We start from the raw sequence: 19,728 nt of genomic DNA, 5'->3' as shown, positions 1-19,728 counted from the left end.
CGGCGGTGGTGCTGTTCACGCTGAGCGCCGCCCGCCCGTATGCCAAGAGCCGCATCGGCCTCGACAACGCGGTGGTGGTGCGGGCGGCGCGCACGCTGCTGGAGGGCGGGTCGCCGTACGCGGACAGGCGGTTCCTGTACTTGCCGGGGGCGGTGTTCGCGGCGCTGCCGCAGGCCGGGCTGCCGGAGAGGGTGCTGTTCTACGCCGTGCCGCTGGCGACCGGGGCGTTCGTGGGGGCCGGGGCGCTGCTGGCGCTGGGTCTGTTCGAGGTGCGCCGCGACAGCCGGCTGGCGGCGCTGCTGCTGGTGGGGCTGGCGTTCTTCCTGCCGTTCCAGAGCCTGGTGTTCCTCGGCAACTGGACGGTCGTGGCCATCGTGGCGTTCCCGGCGGCGCTGCTGCTGGCGCGGCGCGGGAGGTGGAGCGGGGCGGGAGCGGTGGTGGGCGGGTCCATCGCGCTCAAGCCGATGCTCGTGCCGGTGCTGTTGTTGTTCGTGCTGGCGCGGCGGTGGCGGGCGCTGGGCTGGGCGGTGGCCCTGGCGGCGGTGCTGTCGCTGGCGGCGGCGGTGGCGATGCCGCACCCGGAACTCTTCCTGACCCGGACGTTGCCGTTCCTGTTGCACGGGCAGGACGCGTACGCCCGGCCGTACGACGCCTCGTGGCCGGCGGTGCTGCCGAGGCTGGGGGTGCCGCAGGCGCCGGCGCTCGTGCTGGGGTGTGTGTTTGCGGTGGGGCTGTTGGGGGCGGCGTGGCTGCGGTGGCGCGGAGGGGAGCGGTGCGAGGGGCGTGGGGAGGCGTTGCGGCTGGTGGAGTGCGCGTCGCTGCTGATGCTGGCGGCGTTCGTGGTGTGCCGGCCGTCGTTCCAGAACTATGCGCTGGTCGTGGTGCCGTCGCTGGCGGTGTCCGTGGTGGCCGGGGGCGCGGCGGCGCGATCGGTGTGGTTCTGGGTGCCGTTGGTGCCGGAGTGGGGCGGGGTGCCCTGGCCGGGGCTGGAGAGCGCGGTGCACCACGCGTTCAAGGACATCGTGATGTACGGGGGGTTGGGGATGGTGCTGGCGGTGACGGCGTGGCGGCAGTGGCGCGGGTGGCGGGTGGTGACGCCGCCGGGATCTCCGGGGACGGCAGGGGTTGTCACGCTGAGTAGTTGTCGTTACTCTCTGTGTAAGCATGTGGGAGCCGGGCGGCTCCGGAAGCCGCCGGAAGTCTTCCGGAAATGAGGTGAGCCGTGTCCACTGCCGTCAGCGTCGGCGACGACGTCCGCGAGGACGCCGGAGGCGACGTGCCCGCCGACGTCAGCGTCGTCGTCATCACGTACAACGACGCGGGACGGCTGTCGCGTGCCGTCCGGTCCGTCCTGGGACAGTCCCTGTACCGCCTCGAAGTCGTTGTCGTGGACGACTGCTCCACCGACGACACCCCCGCGGTGGTCCGCGGGCTCGCCCGCTCCGATCCGCGCGTGCGCGGCCTGCGCCTGCCCGCCAACAGCGGCGGCTGCGGCGCCCCGCGCAACGCCGGCATCGCCGCCGCCCGCGCGCCGTACGTGATGTTCCTCGACAGCGACGACGAACTGCCCTACCACGCCTGCAAATCCCTGCTGCTGACCGCCGAGGAGACCGGGGCCGACTTCGTCACCGGCGAAGTGACCCGGGTGTTCGAGGAGACCGGCACCACCGGCCTCTGGTACCCCGAACTCTTCGAGGACACCCGTGTGGTCGAGGGCATCCGGCAGGACCCGCGCCACTTCCTCGACCACCTCTCCACCAACAAGCTCTACCGCGCCTCCTTCCTCGCCCGCCACCGGCTGCGGTTCCCCGAGGACCTGCACTACGAGGACCAGCTCTTCACCGCCCGCGCCTTCACCCTCGCCCGCTCCTTCGCCGTCGTGCCCTGGCCCGTCTACACCTGGCGGCTGGCCGCGGACCCGGCCGCCGGCCCCTCCATCTCCTCCAGCCGCCACAAGCTCCAAAACGTGGCCGACCGCATCGCGGTCGCCCGCCGCGTCGACGCCTTCCTCGAGGAGTCCGGCAACGCCGACCTCCGGCCGCACAAGGACGCCAAGTTCCTCCGCCACGACCTCCGCCTCCACCTCGGCGACCTGCCGTTCCGGGACGCCCGCTGGGCCGCCGGCCTCGCCGCCACCGCCGGGCCCTACCTCACCGGGCTCGCCCCCGCCGCGCTCGCCGCCCTGCCCCGCGAACAACGCGTCTGCCAGCACCTGCTGCTCACCGGACGGCTCACCGAAGCCGCCGAATGCGCCCGCACCCTCGACCGGCCCCGCCTCGCCCCCCGCCACATCGTGCGCGACAGCGCCGGGCGCACCTACTGGGGGAGCACCCTGCCCGCCGACGACGAGGAAGCCGCCGCCCTCGACATCAGCGACTGGCACATGGCGGAGCAGCCCTTCACCACCGGCCCCCTCCGTCACGAGGTCGCCCGCCTGGAAGCCGCCGGACCCCGCCTCCGGCTGCTCCTGCACACCTACGACCCCTGCCGCCTGCTGGCCGCCGGCCCCGTCACGGCCCGGCTGCGCCTGGGCCGGGAGGCACCCTCCCTCACCGTGCCCGTCCGCTACGAACCGGCCGGTGCCGCGAACGACGACGGCGCCGTCCGCACCGCCCGCTGCGAGCTCGACCTGCGCCACGTCCGCGTCCCCGCTACCGGCTTCGGCGGCCGCCGCCACCCCGTCGTCGTCCTCGACCGCCTGGGCCTCACCCGCACCGACCCGCTGCTGGCCCCCGCCCACGAACCGCCCGTCACCGTCCGCACCGCCCACCACGACGTCCGGGCCGCCTGCGAGGGACGCGGCGCCGGCCGGCTAGAACTCACCTGGCACCGCCGCGGCCTCCTCCTCGCCGCCGAGGCCGCGGCCCCGGCCCTGACCCCCGTGCGCCGCCGCGCCGGCCGGCTGGCCCGCCGCGTCACCGGGCCCCGCGCCCGCGCCCTCGTCCAGCACGAGCTGCGGCGCCTGCCCCTCGACGAGCACCTCGTCGTCTTCGAGGCCCTGGAGGGCCGCGGCTACGCCGACAGCCCCCGCTACATCCACGAGGAGATCCTGCGCCGCCGCCTCCCGCTGCGCGCCGTGTGGTCCTACACCGGCAGCACCGCCTCCTACCCCGAGGGCGTGGAACTCGTGCGGCGCGGAAGCTGGGCGTACATCCACGCCATCACCCGCGCCCGCTACTGGGTCGACTCCCACGGCTTCCCCGCGCAGTTCGCCAAGCGGCCCGGCACGCGCTACCTCCAGACCTGGCACGGCCAGGCGTTCAAGCACATGGGTTTCGACACCCCCGAGCTGCGGCTGGCCGGGCCCGGGCGCCGGCGCCTCCACCGCGAGATGGTGGCCCGCTGGGATGCCCTCGTCTCGCCGAGCGAGGAGTTCGAGCGGACCTTCGTCCGCGCCAACGAGTACACCGGCGAGCTGCTGCGCACCGGACTGCCCCGCAACGACGTCCTCGTCCGCTGGAACGAACCCGCCCAGCGCGACCGCGCCACCGCCACCCGCGAACGGCTCCAGATCGCTGCCGGCCGCAAGGTCCTGCTCTACGCGCCCACCTTCCGCGACGGCGCCCGCGACAGCGGCGCGTCGATCCGGGTGGACCTGACGGCACTGGTGGCCGCCCTGGGCGAGGAGTGGACCGTGGTGGTCCGGCCGCACTACTACGAACGCTTCACCGTGGCCCGCGAACTGGGCCACGCCGTGCGCGACGGACGGGACTTCACCGACCTCAACGACCTGCTGCTGGTCTCCGACGCCCTGCTGACGGACTACTCGTCGGTGATGTTCGACTACGCCAACCTGGGCCGCCCGATCCTGCTGTTCACCGACGACTACGACGACTACCGCTCCGTCGCCCGCGGCACCTACTACGACCTGCCCGGCATCGCCCCCGGCCCGATGCTCTCCACGACCGGCGAGCTCGTCGCGGCACTCCGCGACCTCCGCGCCGTGCAGGACCAGTGGGCCGGGCCCTACGCCCGCTTCCAGGCACGCTTCAACTCCCACGAGACGGGCTGGGCGAGCAAGGCCGTCGTCGACCAGTTCTTCGCGGACGTCGCCGGACCCGAACGGCCGGGGAAGGATGTGCGGCGATGAAGCGACGGAAGCTCTTCCTCGTCGGCATCGACGTCGACTCCCTGGGCGGTTCGCAACGGGTCCTCCACACCCTCGCCCAGGGCTTCGCCGAACAGGGCCACCACGTGGAGCTGGTCGGCATCCGGCCCAGCCCCGAACCCCACTCCTTCCACGCCGACCCCGCCTACCGGCACACCACCCTCTACCGGCACCCCGCCGCACCGCCCTGGCGGCCCACGTCACTCACCGAGCGCCTGCACCCCGCCCGGCTCGGCGCCGTACGGGCCGAGCGCACCGAGCGGCTGCACGCACGGCAGCGCATGGCCGCCCGCTTCGCGACCGCGCCCGAGGGCCGCCTGGTGATCGGCTCGCCCTGGGCCGCGGTCTGGCTGGAGGCCGTGCCGCGGCCACCGGGACTGCGGGCCGTCGGGCAGTACCACGAGTCGTTCTTCCAGGCGCGCCACACCGCCAACCTGCAACTGATCCTCGACCACTACGCCGGGCTGGAGAAGGCGCTGTTCCTCAGCGAGGCGGACGCGGCGGAGTTCCGCCGGCGCCGCCTGCCCAACGCCGGGGTGATGCCCAACCCGCTGCCTTTTGCCGCCGGCCCGCCCGCGCCCCTCGACACCCGGCGCGTCGGTGCCGTCGGACGGCTCGACCCGGTCAAGCGGCTCGACCGGCTGCTCGACGCCTTCGCCACCGCTGCCGCCCACCGGCCCGGCTGGGAACTCCACCTCTTCGGCGAGGGCCCCGAAGAGCCCGCCCTGCGCCGGCAGGCGGACCGGCTGGGCATCACCGGCCGGGTGCGCTTCCGCGGCGCCGTCCGGGACATGGCCGCCGCCTACCGGGAACTGTCCGTCGTGGCGCTCACCAGCGAACGCGAGGGCCGGCCCATGGCCCTGGCGGAAGCCTCGGCGGCCGGGGTGCCGTGCGTGAGCTTCGACGTGTCCGGAGGCGTACGGGAGCTGGTCACCCACGGTGTGACCGGCACCCTCGTCCCGCACGGCGACACCGAGGCGTTCGCCACGGCACTGGATGCCCTCATGGCCGACGCCCGCCTCCGCGCCCGCTACGGCCGGGCCGCACGCGACCACGTGGCACCACTGGCCCTCCCCGCGGTCCTGGACCGCTGGGAGGCCCTCTTCCAGGAAATCGACCGCTGAGGGGACGGGGGGAGCACCGATGACGGGGGGAACGAGGGCGGCATTGGCACGGGCTGCCCGCAGGGCCGTGGCGAGAGCGGTCCGGGCGTGGGGACGGGCGCTGCGCCGTGTGCGGCAGGGGGTGTTCCGGGCCGGTGCCCGGGTCCTGGCCGTGGTGGGCGGGCCGGTGAGGGGAGCATCACCGCGCCGCCCGGTGCCGCCCCCGTCCGCGGCGCCGCGTGACGTGCCGCCGAAGCCGCCCGAGGCGGCGCAGCAGGACGCCCAGTGCGCAGCGCGGGCCCGGCGCCAGCCGGATCGCGAGCGAGCTGCTTCCCGTGGCGCAGGGCTGCGCCAGCAGCAGCCCGAAGCGGGCGCTGGGCAGGGCCGTGCGGCGCAGCGGGCCGCCGTGCGCACGGACCGCCGTCCGCAGCGTGCCGTCGCGCGCGAAGCGAAGACCCACGCGGACGTCCCACGCCTGGGGGGCGCGGCCCGCCGCCCGGCGGCCGTGGGCGGCCAGGCCGCCCAGGTCGAGGGGGACGGCGGCCGTCCACGCCGGCCCGTCCCGCTCCAGCGGGGCGCTGAGCGTGACGGCCGTGCCGGGCCCGCGCAGCCGCAGCTCGACGTCGACGGTGTGGGGGCGCGCGGCGGCGAGACGCCCGTACAGCTCGTGGACGCGCAGCGTCAGGACGGCCCGCGGGCTGCGGCGGCCCGTGCGCAGCGTCGCGTCGACGGTCACCGGGAGCCGGCGCGCCGGCTTGGCGGAGGGGCCCGTCAGCCCGTCGAGGGCGACCTGGGGGAGGTCGGACGCCCACACGGGCCCGTCCGCCGCCGACGCGTACGGCGGCAGCAGCCGCGCCGGCCGGGCGGCCAGCTGCGCCAGCCGGTCCAGGTCGCGCGGCGCCGGCGAGGCCAGTACCACGCGGGCGATCCACCGCGCGGGCGCGCGGGCGGCCCGCAGGTCCGCCTCGTCGAAGGCCGTCAGCGCGTCGCGGGTCACCGCCCACCAGGCGCGGCGGTGGGCGGGCCCGTGGCCGGGCAGTTCACGGACGTACATGCGCAGGTCGTGGTCGAGGAACTTCACCTTGGCCGCATGGGTGAGGACCGGGTTGTCCGCGGCGCGGAGGGCGTCGAGGGAGTGCCGGTGGGCGCGGAGGCGGGCCTCCCAGTTGGCGACGGCGTTCCGGTCCAGGGAGAGCGACGGGCGGGCCGCGTCGCGCCGCACGTGCCAGATGTAGACGGTCGCGGGCACGGTGGCGATGCGCGGGGCGGCGGCCAGCAGCCGGGCGCCGAAGACGAAGTCCTCGTAACGGAAGGCGCCTTCGGGGAAGAGGACGCCGTGCGCGGTGAGGAAGGCGCGCGCGTAGAGCTTGTTGACGCAGAGGGTGTCGCGGAGCAGCGCGGCGTGCTCCTCCGGTCGGGCGTGCACGGCGGGCCGCCGATAGAGGGCGGGCTGCCAGGGCGTGTCGTGGCGCCGGGGCAGTTCCCGGCGGACGCACAGGCCGGCGGCGACGGGCACGTCGTGGCGCAGCGCGGCCTCCAGCAGGGTGGTGACGGCGCCGTGGGGGAGCAGGTCGTCGCTGTCGAGGAACATCACGTAGGGGGCGGTGGCGGCGGCCAGTCCCTGGTTGCGGGGGGTGCCGCAGCCGCCGCTGTTGACGGTGCGGCGGATGACGCGCAGCCGGGGCTCGCCGGCCCGCATCCGTTCGAGGACGGCGGCGGTGCGGTCGGTGGAGGCGTCGTCGACGACGAGGACCTCCGCCACGGCTGGGCCCTGCGCGAGCGCGGAGCGGACGGCGTCGCCGATGTGGGGCGCGTCGTTGTAGCCGATGACGACCACGCTGACGTGCCCGCTCGTGGGGAGGGTTCCGCTTCCGTTCACGGCCACGTGACCAAGTCTTATCCGATAAGTACGTGCATGAGGGGATTGTTCACCCGGGTGGGGCGGGTGGTTCCGGGGAGGGCGCGGATGAGTGGCACTGCGGCGCGCGAGGAGAACAGGGCGCGGCGCGCGGTGCCCTGGCCCGTGGTGGCCCTGCCCGCCGCGGTGATGCTGGTGCTGGGCCTGTGGGGCCTGGACCGCGGCACGATGTGGCGCGACGAGGCGGCCACCTTCCAGGTGGCCCGCCGTCCGGTGGCCGCCATCTGGCGGATGCTGGGCCAGGTCGACGCGGTGCACGGCCTGTACTACCTGCTGATGCACCCCCTGCTGGCGGTGCGCGCCGACGAGACGGTGCTGCGGCTGCCGTCGGTGCTGGCGGCCGCGGCCACCGCGGCGCTGGTGGCCTCGCTGGGTGCCCGGCTGGTCCGGCCCCGCGTGGGCCTGTGGGCGGGGCTGCTGTACGCGGTGACGCCGTTCGTGGGTCACTACGCGCAGGAGGGCCGGTCCTATGCCCTGGTCGCGGCGGGCGCCGCGCTGGCGACGTGGCTGCTCCCCGGCGCCGTGGAGCAGTCGGGCGGTGGCGGTCCGGGCGTACGGCGGCGGTGGGCGGCGTACGGTGCGGTGGTGGCGGTGACGGCGCTGCTGCACGAGTTCGCGGTGCTGGTGCTCGTGGCGCACGCCGTGACGCTGGCCGTGTCACGGGTGCCGTGGCGGGCCTGGCGCGGCTGGGGCTGCGCGGCGCTGGCCGCCTGTGCGGTGCTGGCGCCCCTGGCGGTGGTGTCGCGGCGGCAGGGGCGCCAGGTGGCGTGGCTGCGACCGCCCGGCCCCGAGCAGGCCCGGGCGCTGCTGTACGCGTTCGCCGGGCCGCGGGAGCTGGTCGTGGCCGCTACGGTGCTGCTGGTGGCGGTCGCCCTGCTGGCGCCGCTGCCCCGCACCGGGCCGCTGGGGCTGAACGCCGTGGCCCTGCCGCTGGCGCTGGTGTCGCCGGTGCTGCTGTACGGGGTCTCCCGGTGGCAGCCGCTGTTCCTCGACCGCTATCTGCTGTTCTGCCTGCCGGGGGTGGTGCTGCTCGCGGCCGCGGGGGCCGAGCGGCTGCTCGGGCCGGTGCCGTGGCGGCGTGCGGCCACGGCGGCGGGGGTGCTGGCCGTCGCGGGCGCGTTCCTGTGGCAGCTGCCGGTGCACGAGCACGACCGCCTGCCCGTGAGCCGGGGCGACGAACTCGCCCCGGTGGCCGCGCAGGTGGGGCGGGCGGCACGGCCCGGGGACGCCGTGCTCTTCCTGCCCCTCCACGAACGCCGCATCGGACTCGCCTACCCACGGGCCTTCGCCGGGTTGCGGGACCTCACCCTGCGGCGGTCGCCCGCCGCCTCCGGCACCCTGTACGGGCAGGAGACCGGCACCGGCCGGCTGCGCGCCCGGCTGGCCGCGCTGCCGCCGGGGCGGCGGGTGTGGGTGGTGGCCGACACGACCACCGTGGGCACCCGCTGGTTCCGGGCGCAGCCGGCCGAGGCGGCCAAGGTGCGGGTGCTGGAGGAGCTGTGCCGCGAGCGGTCCACCGTCTTCGTCCGGGGAGGTGCCGTCACGCTCTACGAACGCCGTTGAACACCGCCGGCCGCGCGCTCACTTCACCGCGCCCGCCATCACCCCGCTCACGAACTGCCGCTGGAACGCGAAGAACACCGCCAGCGGGACGACCATCGAGAGGAAGGCACCCGAAGCGAGGACGTCGACGTTGTCACCGAACTGGCGCACCTGCTGCTGCAACGCCACCGTGACCGGCGGGTTGCCGCTGTCCGCGAAGATCAGCGCCACCAGCATGTCGTTCCAGACCCACAGGAACTGGAAGATGCCGAGCGAGGCGATGGCCGGCCCGCCCAGCGGCAGCACGACGCGGGTGAACAGCCGGATCTCGCCCGCGCCGTCGAGCCGGGCGGCCTCCAGCAGTTCGCGCGGGATCTCGGCGAAGAAGTTGCGCAGCAGGAAGATGGCGAACGGCAGGCCGAAGGCGGTGTGGAACAGCACCACACCCACCGTCGACTCGAAGATGCCCAGCGCGCTGAAGAGTTTCGCCACCGGGATCAGCGCCACCTGCACCGGCACGACCAGCAGCCCGACGACGACCATGAACCACCAGTCGCGGCCGGGGAACTCCAGCCAGGCGAAGGCGTAGCCGGCCAGGGCGCCGACGAGGATCACCAGGACCGTGGCCGGGACGGTGATCAGCGCGGTGGTCAGCAGCGAGTGGGTGACCTTGTCGTTGGCGAACAGGTTGCCGTAGCTGTCCAGGGTCAGCTGGGAGGGCCGGGTGAACACGGTCCACCAGCCGGACGCCGCGATGTCGGACTTGTCGCGCAGCGAGGACAGCAGCAGCCCCGCCGTCGGCATCAGCCACAGCAGCCCCACCAGGATCAGGAAGACGCGTACGGCACCCCCGCCCAGCCGGGCGGCGATCCGCGCCGGCAGCGACTGCCGGGCCCGCACCACCGTGTCGGCCGCGCTCATCGCCGCTCCCCCCTCTCCCTGCGGATCCGGCGGACGTTGACCACGACCACCGGCAGCACGAGCAGCAGCAGGAAGACGGCGATGGCGCTGCCCACACCCTGGTTGACGTCCGTCCCGAAGGACGACTGGTACAGCTGGAGGGCCAGCACGTTGGCGTTGTCGAGGCTGGAGCCCGGGGCGATGATGTAGACCAGGTCGAAGATCTTCAGCACGTTGATCATGAGGGTGACGACGACCACCGCGAGCACCGGCGCCAGCAGGGGCACGGTCACCCGGCGGAAGACCTGCCACTCGTTGGCGCCGTCGACCCGCGCGGCCTCCAGGAGCTCGCGCGGCACGCTCGCCAGGCCCGCCGCGATGAGGACCATCGCGAAGCCCGCCCACATCCAGATGTAGGCGCCGATGATGGACGGGGTCACCAGCGTCGGGCCGAGCCAGTCGACGCCGTTGTAGGCGGTGGCGAAGTTCGCGGCGGGCAGCCGCAGCAGCGCGCCGTCCGCGGCCGCGGGCAGGGTGAACGTGCCGTCGGCGGCGGTCGTCGTGGAGGCGACGGTCCGGCCGTCCTTCACCGCCTCCACGCGCAGGCCCGCCAGGGCCTTCTCGCCCGCGTCGATCTTCCCGGGCGTCCCGCCGCCGCCCCGGGTGAAGTCCATCCACGCCGTGCCGGTGACTTTCCCCGCCACGTCGCGGGCCGGCAGGGCCTCCTTGGCGTGCGCCACGTCCTCCGGCTTCACCGCCACCAGCGGCAGCGCGACCGCGCTGCCCGCCCGCACCGGCGCCGTGGTGGTGAACGCCCCGCCCCCGCCGTCGGCCAGGCCGCCCGACGGGCGGGGGCGGGCGCCCGGGTAAGGGGCCGGCGCGGCGAACGTGTCGTGGATGCCCACCCACACGGCGTTGGCCACGCCGCGGTCGGGGTTCTGCTCGTACACCAGGCGGAAGATGATGCCGGCGGCCAGCATGGAGATGGCCATCGGCATGAACACCACCAGCTTGAACGCCGTGCCCCAGCGGACCCGTTCGGTGAGCACGGCGAAGACCAGGCCGAGGGCGGTGGCGACGGTCGGGGCGACGACGACCCAGATGACGTTGTTGCGCAGGGCCGTGCGGATGCGGTGGTCGGTGAAGACCTCCTGGTAGTTGTCCAGGCCCACGAAGCCGTTGCCGGAGGAGTCGAAGAAGCTGCGGTAGAGGGAGTAGCCGATGGGGTAGACCACGAGCGCGCCGAGCAGGGCCAGCGCGGGCAGCAGGAAACAGGCCGCCACCAGCGGCCGGGTGCGGAGCACACCCGGCGCGCGGCGCGGGGTGACGGACGGCGGCGGCAGGGCGCCGGAGGGCGCGGCCGCGCCCGGAGTCACGGAGCTCACGGCACGGACCGTCCCGTCAGCTCTTGTAGGCCTTGGCGGCGTCGGCCTCCAGCCGCTGCTGGGTGCCCTCGACGTCCGAGGGGTTCCGCAGGAAGTCCTGCAGCTGCTTCCACTCGCCTTGCCCCGGCTTGCCGCCGAAGACGGCCGGTGCCTGGTCGGACATGTCGAAGCGGAAGTCGTCACCGGCCGCGACCAGCGCCTTGGCGATCGAGCGCAGCACGTCGTCGGGGTAGGCGGTCAGGGCGAGGTTCTTGTTCGGCGAGACGAAGCCGCCCTCGTGCGCCCAGACCGCCGCGGCGTCCGGCGACGCCAGGAACGTGAGCAGCGCCTGGCTCGCCTGGCTGTCCTTGAGTGCCACGCCCACGTCGCCGCCCGTCACGACGGGCGAGCGGCCGCCCACGGCCGGGAACGGGAACACCTTGGCGTCCGTGCCGATGGCCGCCTTGGTGCCGGCGATGTTGGCCGCCGCGAAGTCGCCCTCGAAGACCATCGCCGCCTTGGCCTTCTCGCCGCCGGTGAAGGTCTGCGTGACGGACGCGGGGAACTGCGTCTGGAGCGCGCCGTCGTTGCCGCCCGCCAGCAGCTCCTTCTTCCCGAAGAGCTGGCCGAGCGTGGTCAGCGCGTCCTTCACCGACGCGTCGGTCCACGGGATCTTGTGCTGGGCGAGCTGGTCGTACTTGTCCTTGCCCGCCTGAGACAGGTAGACGTTCTCGAACCAGTCGGTGAGCGTCCAGCCGTCCGCGCCGCCCACCGACACCGGCGCGACGCCGAAGTCGGCGATGGCCTGCGCCGTGCTGAGGAACTCCTGCCAGGTCCTGGGCTCCTTGGCGCCCGCGGCCGTGAAGATCTTGGTGTTGTACCAGACCAGGGACTTGTTGGTGGCCTTGAAGTAGACGCCGTACTGCTTGCCCTCGTGGGCGCCCAGGTCCCGCCAGCCCTTGGCGAAGTTCTTCTCCAGCTGGGCCGTCGCGTCACCCCCCAGCGGTTTCAGCCAGCCCTTCTGCGCGAACTCCCGCAGCACGCCCGGCTGCGGCAGCATCGCCACGTCCGGCGGGTCACCGCCCGCGACCTTCGACCCGACGAACGACGCCATGTCGTCGCCGCTGGGCACGAACGACACCTCGGCCCCCGTGCGCCGGGAGAACTCGTCGAGGACCTTCGTGAAGCTCTTCTGCTCCGCGCCGGTCCACACCGCCGTCACCTTCAGCTTCTGGCCGTCGAGCTTGGGCAGGGTGACGGAGTGGGGTATCAGGTCGGACGTGCCGGGGGCCGGCGCGCTGCTCTTCCCGCCCCCCTTGCCCTTGTCCCCGGAGTCCCCGCCTCCGCCGCACCCCGCCGTCAGCGACAGTGCCCCGGCCGCGGCCAGCGCGACCGCGCCCCGCGCCATACGGGCGCCGCGCCCCGGCTGGAGTGGTGGACGTGTCCGCGTACGCATGGCCGTACCTCCCGTGCCCCGGTCCCCGTCGGCGGCCCGCCGCACGTCGTACCGGCATCGCAGGCCGCACTCCCGTGCGACAGTCCTACGCCCGGGGCGGGACCGCCGCAATACCGTCCCCGGTGTCAACCGGGCGATCGTGACCGGGATGTGACGCCGTGACGGCGGACGGCACGGTGAGCGGAGCCCCCGTCACGGCGTCACGGCAGCAACGCGGGCGCGGGCTGTGCGCCCGCCGACTGCGCGGCCCGTTGCAGGGCGCTCGCCAGGAGGGCCAGGTCGGTGGGGCCGTTGCCCAGTTCGCGCACCGGCCGGCGGGTGGGCGGGTCGCCCATCCGCTGCCAGTCCAGGGCGACGACCGTGGGCCGCTGCGTCGCCGTACGCGGGATGCGCCCGGTGACCCGGCCCGCCTGGAACGGCGTCGCCCCCGCGTCGTCGGGGCGCGCCAGCCGGCCGCGGCCCGGCACCGGAGCGCCCGCGCCACCGTCCGGACCCCCGGCCGCGTCCGCCGCGGGCGGGCCGATCTCCAGCGTCACACGCAGCCCGGCCCGTTCGACCGCGGCCGTGTCGGCCGTACGCTCCGGCCGCCCCGACGCCACGATCAGGTGCACGCCCAGCCGCTCGCCGTCCCGGGCGACCGCCTCCAGCGCCCGCACCACCGAACCCGCCGCCGGCCGGCCGGTGCTGCCCAGCGCCGGGGCGACCAGGGCGTCGAAGTCGTCGACGAGGACCACCAGCCGCGGCAGGGCCGTCTGTGCCGTCCGCGTCGCCGGGCCGCCGGGCTGCGTCCGCAGCTTGAGCGTGCCGCTGGACACCGACTCGATGTCCCCCGCGCCCGCGGCCGCCGTAGGAGCCGCGTCGGAGGGGCGGCGCGGCGCCACGACGCCGGCCGGACCGGACGGTGCCGGCGCGGCGGCCGTGTGCTGCTCGTGCCAGGCGGTGAAGTCGACCGTGCCCAGCAGCTCGGCGCGCCGCTTGAGCTCCGACCCCAGCGCCTGCGCGAACTCCCGCATGCGCACCGGGTCCGAGGCGGCCAGATAGGTCGAGACGTGCGGCAGGTCGGTGCACACGCGCAGGCCCTCGCCGCGTTCCGCGGCGGCGCCGTCGACCAGCACCAGCGACAGCCGGTCGGGCCGGTCGGCGGCGGCCAGCGACGCCGCCAGGGACCGCAGCAGCTCGGTCTTGCCGCTGCCGCGGCCGCCCTCGACCAGCAGATGCGGCCCGTCGGCGGCCAGGTCCACCGACAGCGGGCCGTGCGGGCCCGCGCCGAGCACCGCCACGGCCCGCCCGCCCGGCCGGGCGCCCTTGTCGGTGGCCGCCGCCCAGCGCGCGGTCAGCGAGGCGGGCGTGGCCCGCGCCAGGCCCAGCTCGTCCAGGAGCCGTGAGGTGCGCGGCAGGGCCGCCGCGACCCGGGACGCCGGGCCGCCGAGGCCCGCCTCGGCCGGGCGCAGTGGGGCCAGCGCCCGCGCGAACCGTTCGGCCCAGGCCGCAGACACCGCGTCCAGCGTGGCGATCACCGGGGGCGCGGGCTGCCGGCCACCGGCCGAGGGGCCCGACCGCCGGTCGACGATCTGCACCACCGTGGCCACGTCACCGCTGAGCAGCGCCACCGCGCCGCAGTGCGCGAAGGCGGGGCAGGCCGCCTCGGCGCGGGCCAGCGTGGCGGCGACGGGCGAGGACGGCGTGGTGGCCGGCGTCTCGGCGAGGCACAGCACGTGCACGCCCGCGGCCGGCCCGGCCGCGGCCAGGCGCGCGACCGTCTCGCGCAGCACCGCCGACCCGGGGTCGCCGTCGACGACCAGGACGGTGTACGGGCCCTGGTACTGCTCGGCGGCCGCCGCGACGGCCTCGGGCGGGGCCGCCGCCCAGCCGGGGCCCAGCGGCCCGTCGTCCAGGCGGCGGGTCAGCTCGGCGGTCCGGGCCTCGGCCTGTTCGCGTTCGTAGGCCACCAGCAGCCGGCAGTCCTGGCCGTGCGCGGGGCGCAGCTGCGGCAGCCAGCCGAGCCAGGCCCACTCGGCCATCCGCTCCTCGGCCGGCCGCGCGCGGTCGGCGCTGAGGAGGACGTACTCCAGCGCGGCGGGGGAGTGCAGGGCCGCCAGTTGTGCCAGCACCGACCGGGCCAGGCCCGCCAGCCGGGGCCGCGGCCCCGCCAGGCCGAGCGCGCCGGCCTGCCGCAGCCCCACCGTCACGGGGACGGACGGCAGCGGGCCGGTGCCGTCGGCGGCGTAGCGGTCGGCGGTGCCCAGGCGGACGGTGAGGAGGTCGGGGTGGCCGGGGCCGCGCTCCCACAGGCGGGGGCCGGGGCCGAGGGCGGTCAGCAGGACGGCGGCCGGGTCGGGCCACCGTTCGCGCAGTCCGGCCGCCGTGGACAGGGCCCGGCTGCCCGCCGTCACCGGGTCGGCTTCCTGTGCGCCGCCCGGGCCAGTGCCCAGGCGGCGGCCGTCGCCGCGCCCGCCGGTGAGCCGGCGGGCCCAGGCGCCTATGCCGCGCCCGCGCCGCCTGCCGCCCTCGGTGGCGCTGCCGGAGCCGTCCGCACCTCCGGTGTCCCCGGCGGCCGCGGGGCCGGCCTGGGGGAAGACCGCGTAGCCGGTGGTGCCCGCCGGGCTGTGCACCTCCACAGGGGTGTGGCCGGCGGGGGCGTGCGGGTCGCTGAACGTGGCGGCGCCGGGGTGGTGCACGACGGGCGCGCCGACCCCGGGCGCCTCGTGCCACGTGGCGGCGCGCGGTTCCGGGATGCCGGGCGCGGTACGGCCGAGGGGCGCCCCTGGCGTGCCCGACGCCCCCGACGGTCCCTCCGCCCCCGCCTCCCGCGGTCCGGGCAGCGTGCTCCCCACCCGCAGGTGCCCCTCGCCGTCCGGTACGGCCGGTACGGAGAGCGGGGCGGGGAACGGCGGCACGTGCAGCGTCAGGGCGGACTCCCCGACCCGCAGCAGCCCGCCCGGCCGCAGCGGGACCGGCACCACGGAGACCGGTTCGCCGTCCAGGGCGGTGCCGTTGCGCGAGCCGAGGTCGTGCAGGGTGACGCCGCCGTCGTCGGCGAGCGTGACGACGCAGTGGAGGCGGGAGACGTCCGGGTCGTCCAGCGGCACGTCCGCCGAGCCGGAGCGGCCCACGCGGACCTCGCCGCCGTGCAGCAGGTGGACCCCGCCGGCGTCCGGGCCGGAGACCACGTGCAGCCGCGCCACCGCGTCGGGCACGCCCCGCAGCGGCACGCCCGCGTGGTGCTCGGGCCCGGCGGGGGCGCCCAGCGACAGCACCGCGCCGTCGGTCAGCGGCGGCTCGCCCACGGCGCAGCGCTGCGGGTCGAGCCGTTCGGCGCCCGCGTACACCGCGACGGTGCCGCTGCCCAGGTCGGAGCCGGCGGCCGCGACCGCGGTCGCCAGGCCGCTGGTGACGGCGGCCAGGGCGGTGCCCGCGGGGGCGGTCACCAGGACGTCGCAGGCGCGGACGGTGGTGGTGTGGCCGCTGAGCGGCCCGAGGACGGTCAGCCTGATCTGCATCGCCGTCAACGGTCCTTTCCTGCGCCGCCGCGCGGCGGGTCGGCCCACCCCACCGCGCACGGGCGCGTCGGCACGTACTGGTCACCACGTCGCGCGGGGGCGAGGGCGCCCTGCCGCCGCATCGTGCTTGCGAGCATCCTCGCACCTGCCGTCCGCGACGCGCCCGGCGACAGTCGATTCGTGATCTTGAACGACCGACAGCATGACGGGAAGCGTCGGAATCCGACCGTCCGGTGGTCGTTCCGTGCTGAACTTCCGGCGAGAACTGCTCACTGAGGACACGGTTGTGGCGCCAACCGCTCGGCAAGCGCTCAGTCGGCCGCACCCGCCGCCCCGCCCCGGCAACCATCGGCCCTCCGTCCGCGTCTTCCTCCCGAGCCCCACCGGTCGCGCCGGAACAGCGACAGCGTGGCGGCACTACAGTGGGCGCAAAGCCCGTACCACGACCAGGGAGCGCATGACGTGCGGCCGGTAGGCAGCAAATACCTGCTCGAGGAGCCGCTCGGACGCGGGGCCACGGGCACCGTCTGGCGTGCCCGGCAGCGGGAGGCCGCCGGTGCCGAGGCGGCCGTCGCCGGGCAGCCCGGCGAGACGGTGGCGATCAAGGTCCTCAAGGAGGAGCTGGCCAACGACGCGGACGTCGTCATGCGCTTCCTGCGCGAACGGTCCGTACTGCTCCGCCTGACCCACCCCAACATCGTCCGCACCCGCGACCTCGTCGTCGAGGGCGACCTGCTCGCCCTCGTCATGGACCTGGTCGACGGCCCGGACCTGCACCGCTACCTGCGCGAGAACGGCCCCTTCACGCCCGTCGCGGCCGCGCTCCTCACCGCGCAGATCGCCGACGCCCTCGCTGCCAGCCACGCCGACGGCATCGTGCACCGCGACCTGAAGCCGGCCAACGTCCTGCTGAAGAACGACGCCGGACAGATGCACCCGATGCTGACCGACTTCGGCATCGCCCGTCTGGCGGACTCGCCCGGCCTCACCCGCACCCACGAGTTCGTCGGCACGCCCGCCTACGTCGCCCCCGAGTCCGCCGAGGGCCGCCCGCAGACCTCCGCCGTCGACGTCTACGGCGCCGGCATCCTGCTGTACGAGCTGGTCACGGGCCGCCCGCCGTTCGGCGGCGGCACCGCCCTGGAGGTGCTCCACCAGCACCTGAGCGCCGAGCCGCGCCGCCCCACCACCGTCCCCGAGCCGCTGTGGACGGTCATCGAGCGCTGCCTGCGCAAGCGCCCCGAGGAGCGGCCCGGTGCCGAGAACCTCGCCCGCGCGCTGCGCGTCGTGGCCGCCGGCATCGGTGTGCACGCCTCGCCCGCCGAGGCCGAGGCCGCCCTCGGCGTCGGCGCGCTGCTGGCCCCCGACCCCAGCCCCGCCGAGGTGCCCGGCACCGGCGTACCGGGCGCGCACCCCGGCGCCGGCGGCGACGCCGAGCCCACGCAGGTGCTGCCGCACGGCGCGGGCACGTACGGGCACGGCGGGCCCGACGCCGCCACCAGCGTCCTGCCCAGCACCGGCGCGGGCACCGGCCCCGACGCCGACCGCACGCAGGTCATGCCGGCCGGCTCCGGCCCCCTGGGCGGCGCGGACCCCACGCGCGCCATGCCGCCCGTACCGCCGGGCCCGCCGCAGCCGCAGCAGGGCGACGACCCGCACCCGTGGCAGACCCAGCTGCGCGCGGCCCGCGACCGCAACGAGCAGACGCAGGTGCAGTACCTCGACCCGAGCGAGGACCCCCTGCGCCGCCGCCCCACGCGCCGCGCCGCACCGCAGCCGCCCCAGCCGTACGGGCAGCAGCACGGCCAGCAGCCGTACGGGCAGCAGCAGTACGCGCCCCGCTCGCCGCAGGCGCCCCAGCCGCAGCCCCGGCCCTACGCGGCACCGCAGCCCCCGCAGCGGCAGCAGCCCCCGCAGCGGCCGCGCTACAGCACGCCGCAGCCGCCCGAGCCGCCGCAGCAGTACGCGCCCCCGCCGCAGCCCCGGCAGCAGCGGCCGCCCCGCGAGCCCCGCCGGCGCAGCGCGAACCCGATGCGCATCCCCGGCCTGGGCTGCCTCAAGGGCTGCCTGTTCATGATCCTTATCCTGGTCGTGGGCTCCTGGCTGATCTGGGAGTTCACGCCGCTGAAGGACTGGGTGGCCGACGGCAGGCACTTCTGGGACGCGACCTGGGGACTGATCACGGACATCAAGGACTGGGTCGCCGGACTCGGTTCCTCGTCCCCGTAGCAAGGGCCGCACCCGCCGGGCAGTCGACTTGTCGACACCCGACGGGTGTTTTCTGCCGCAGAAGTCACGGTTGGCGCCGAATCGGTGTCCCCAACCTCCCCCGGTCCGCGTAGCTTGGCGGCGTAGCGTGGTCGCCAGCGCGCCTGTCGGACGACAGAGGAGTCGGGGAGAGTCTTGGCACGGAAGATCGGCAGCCGGTACACCGCCCACACGGTCCTGGGACGCGGCAGCGCCGGAACGGTGTGGCTCGGCGAGGGCCCCGAGGGGCCCGTCGCCATCAAGCTCCTGCGCGAGGACCTCGCCTCGGACCAGGAGCTCGTCGGCCGGTTCGTGCAGGAGCGCGCCGCGCTCCTCGGCCTGGACCACCCGAACGTCGTCGGCGTGCGCGACCTCGTGGTCGACGGCGCCGACCTCGCCCTCGTCATGGACCTCGTCCGCGGCACCGACCTGCGCACCCGGCTCGACCGCGAGCGGCGGCTGGCCCCCGAGGCGGCCGTGGCGATCGTCGCCGACGTCGCCGACGGCCTGGCCGCCGCCCACGCCGCCGGGATCGTGCACCGCGACGTCAAGCCGGAGAACGTCCTGCTCGACATGCAGGGCCCCCTCGGCCCCGGCGGGTCCCACCCCGCCCTCCTCACCGACTTCGGCATCGCCCGCCTCGTGGACGCCCCGCGCCCGCCGCGCGAGCGCGCCGCCGGCGAGGGCGGCAGCGGCCGGGTGCCCGCCCAGCGCAGCGTGATCGGCACCCCCGACTACCTCGCGCCCGAGATCGTCGAGGGCCTGCCCCCGCGCGCATCCGTCGACGTCTACGCCCTGGCCACCGTCCTCTACGAGCTGCTGGCCGGCTTCACCCCCTTCGGCGGCGGCCACCCCGGCGCCGTCCTGCGCCGGCACGTCACCGAGACGGTCGCGCCGCTGCCCGGCATCCCCGACGAGCTGTGGCAGCTCGTCGTCCAGTGCCTGGCCAAGGCCCCCGCCTCCCGGCTGCGCGCCTCCGAGCTGGCCGCCCGGCTGCGCGAGCTGCTGCCCGGCCTGGCCGGCATCCCGCCCCTCGACATCGACGAACCGGACGACACCGACGGGGCCGGGAGCCCCGCCACGGACGGCACCGGCACGGCCGCCCTGCCGCCCGTCGCGGCCGTCCCCGAGCCGCGCCGCCGCGGCGTCGTCCCCCTGGTGCCCGGCGCCACCCCCGACTCCAGCCGCGACACCCACACGAGCATGCGCGTGCCCGGCCCCGAGGAACTGGCGGGCGGCGCGCACGGCACCGCACGCGCCCCGCGCATGCCGGGCCAGCGCCGGGCCGGCTCGGCGCGGTACCGCTCGCCCGCCGACCGCATGCGCCGCCGCCGGCTGAAGCTGGGCGTCGCCGCGGTGGCCCTCGTGGCCGCCGTGGGCGTCGGCGGCTGGTTCGTGACGGGCCGCGGCACGGACGCGGGCGACGCCAAGCCCGGCGGCGTGCACCACACCGAGTCCCCGAAGCCCCAGAACCCCGGCCCCGCCGGCTCCATCGCCCCCCTGCCCTGAGCGCGGCCGACCCCGGGCCGGGCGGGGCCCACGGGCCCCGCGGGAAATCGTTGGACCGGGAAGCCCGGCATTGCCGTTAGG

General features: G+C 75.9%; 11 protein-coding genes. 6 read left to right on the top strand and 5 right to left on the bottom strand.

Annotation, left to right across the window (positions count from 1 at the left end):
• The first annotated feature begins 5 nt into the window (after positions 1-5).
• The 3 genes from IE305_RS31345 to IE305_RS31335 are packed head-to-tail and all read left to right on the top strand — an operon-like array spanning position 6 to position 5,232.
• The gene (locus IE305_RS31345) at positions 6-1,214 is read left to right on the top strand and encodes a glycosyltransferase family 87 protein (RefSeq protein WP_190133248.1); all 1,209 of its coding nucleotides are present in this window, start codon (positions 6-8) and stop codon (positions 1,212-1,214) included.
• Positions 1,215-1,222: 8 nt separating this feature from the next.
• Complete coding sequence (locus IE305_RS31340; protein WP_229891784.1) at positions 1,223-4,090, top strand: bifunctional glycosyltransferase/CDP-glycerol:glycerophosphate glycerophosphotransferase; 2,868 nt, start codon at positions 1,223-1,225, stop codon at positions 4,088-4,090.
• Positions 4,087-5,232, top strand: a complete 1,146-nt coding sequence (locus IE305_RS31335; protein WP_190133225.1) for a glycosyltransferase — start codon at positions 4,087-4,089, stop codon at positions 5,230-5,232. The genes IE305_RS31340 and IE305_RS31335 overlap by 4 nt, the downstream gene beginning before the upstream one ends.
• A 178-nt stretch (positions 5,233-5,410) precedes the next feature.
• Here IE305_RS31335 and IE305_RS31330 read toward each other — a convergent pair whose 3' ends face one another.
• Positions 5,411-7,096, bottom strand: a complete 1,686-nt coding sequence (locus IE305_RS31330) for a glycosyltransferase family 2 protein (protein WP_229891783.1) — start codon at positions 7,094-7,096, stop codon at positions 5,411-5,413.
• An 81-nt stretch (positions 7,097-7,177) separates the two neighbouring features.
• Here IE305_RS31330 and IE305_RS31325 point away from each other — a divergent pair, with 81 nt between their 5' ends.
• Positions 7,178-8,692, top strand: a complete 1,515-nt coding sequence (locus IE305_RS31325) for a glycosyltransferase family 39 protein (protein ID WP_229891781.1) — start codon at positions 7,178-7,180, stop codon at positions 8,690-8,692.
• Between the two features lie 18 nt (positions 8,693-8,710).
• Here IE305_RS31325 and IE305_RS31320 read toward each other — a convergent pair whose 3' ends face one another.
• From IE305_RS31320 to IE305_RS31305, 4 genes are all read right to left on the bottom strand, one after another.
• Positions 8,711-9,592, bottom strand: coding sequence for a carbohydrate ABC transporter permease (locus IE305_RS31320; protein ID WP_190133224.1), 882 nt, complete (start codon positions 9,590-9,592; stop codon positions 8,711-8,713).
• On the bottom strand, positions 9,589-10,947 hold the full coding sequence (locus tag IE305_RS31315) for a carbohydrate ABC transporter permease (protein ID WP_373311799.1): 1,359 nt from the start codon (positions 10,945-10,947) through the stop codon (positions 9,589-9,591). The genes IE305_RS31320 and IE305_RS31315 overlap by 4 nt, the downstream gene beginning before the upstream one ends.
• Before the next feature lie 25 nt (positions 10,948-10,972).
• Positions 10,973-12,391: an ABC transporter substrate-binding protein gene (locus tag IE305_RS31310; protein WP_373311797.1), complete on the bottom strand. Its 1,419-nt coding sequence runs from the start codon at positions 12,389-12,391 to the stop codon at positions 10,973-10,975.
• 200 nt (positions 12,392-12,591) lie between these two features.
• Positions 12,592-15,891: an FtsK/SpoIIIE domain-containing protein gene (locus IE305_RS31305; protein ID WP_190133222.1), complete on the bottom strand. Its 3,300-nt coding sequence runs from the start codon at positions 15,889-15,891 to the stop codon at positions 12,592-12,594.
• 462 nt (positions 15,892-16,353) lie between these two features.
• On the opposite strand from IE305_RS31305, the gene IE305_RS31300 reads away from it, so the two are divergent.
• Together IE305_RS31300 and IE305_RS31295 are read left to right on the top strand one after the other, a co-directional pair.
• Positions 16,354-18,120 (top strand): serine/threonine-protein kinase, encoded by a 1,767-nt coding sequence (locus IE305_RS31300; protein ID WP_190133221.1) that lies wholly within the window; start codon positions 16,354-16,356, stop codon positions 18,118-18,120.
• Positions 18,121-18,294: 174 nt separating this feature from the next.
• Positions 18,295-19,647: a serine/threonine-protein kinase gene (locus IE305_RS31295; protein ID WP_190133220.1), complete on the top strand. Its 1,353-nt coding sequence runs from the start codon at positions 18,295-18,297 to the stop codon at positions 19,645-19,647.
• Positions 19,648-19,728: the final 81 nt, after the last annotated feature.

It is taken from the genome of Streptomyces mashuensis, from assembly GCF_014654785.1.
Taxonomy (GTDB): domain Bacteria; phylum Actinomycetota; class Actinomycetes; order Streptomycetales; family Streptomycetaceae; genus Streptomyces; species Streptomyces mashuensis.
The sequence above is the reverse complement of the archived record's forward strand: the minus strand, read 5'-3'. Positions and strand labels throughout refer to the sequence as shown.

Bases quoted from the DNA above. Each gene is read 5' to 3' on its own strand.
- IE305_RS31335 (WP_190133225.1), top strand. From the start codon at position 4,087: ATGAAGCGACGGAAGCTCTTCCTCGTCGGCATCGACGTCGACTCCCTG.
- IE305_RS31325 (WP_229891781.1), top strand. From the start codon at position 7,178: ATGAGTGGCACTGCGGCGCGCGAGGAGAACAGGGCGCGGCGCGCGGTG.
- IE305_RS31320 (WP_190133224.1), bottom strand. From the start codon at position 9,592: ATGAGCGCGGCCGACACGGTGGTGCGGGCCCGGCAGTCGCTGCCGGCG.
- IE305_RS31310 (WP_373311797.1), bottom strand. From the start codon at position 12,391: ATGCGTACGCGGACACGTCCACCACTCCAGCCGGGGCGCGGCGCCCGT.
- IE305_RS31305 (WP_190133222.1), bottom strand. From the start codon at position 15,891: ATGCAGATCAGGCTGACCGTCCTCGGGCCGCTCAGCGGCCACACCACC.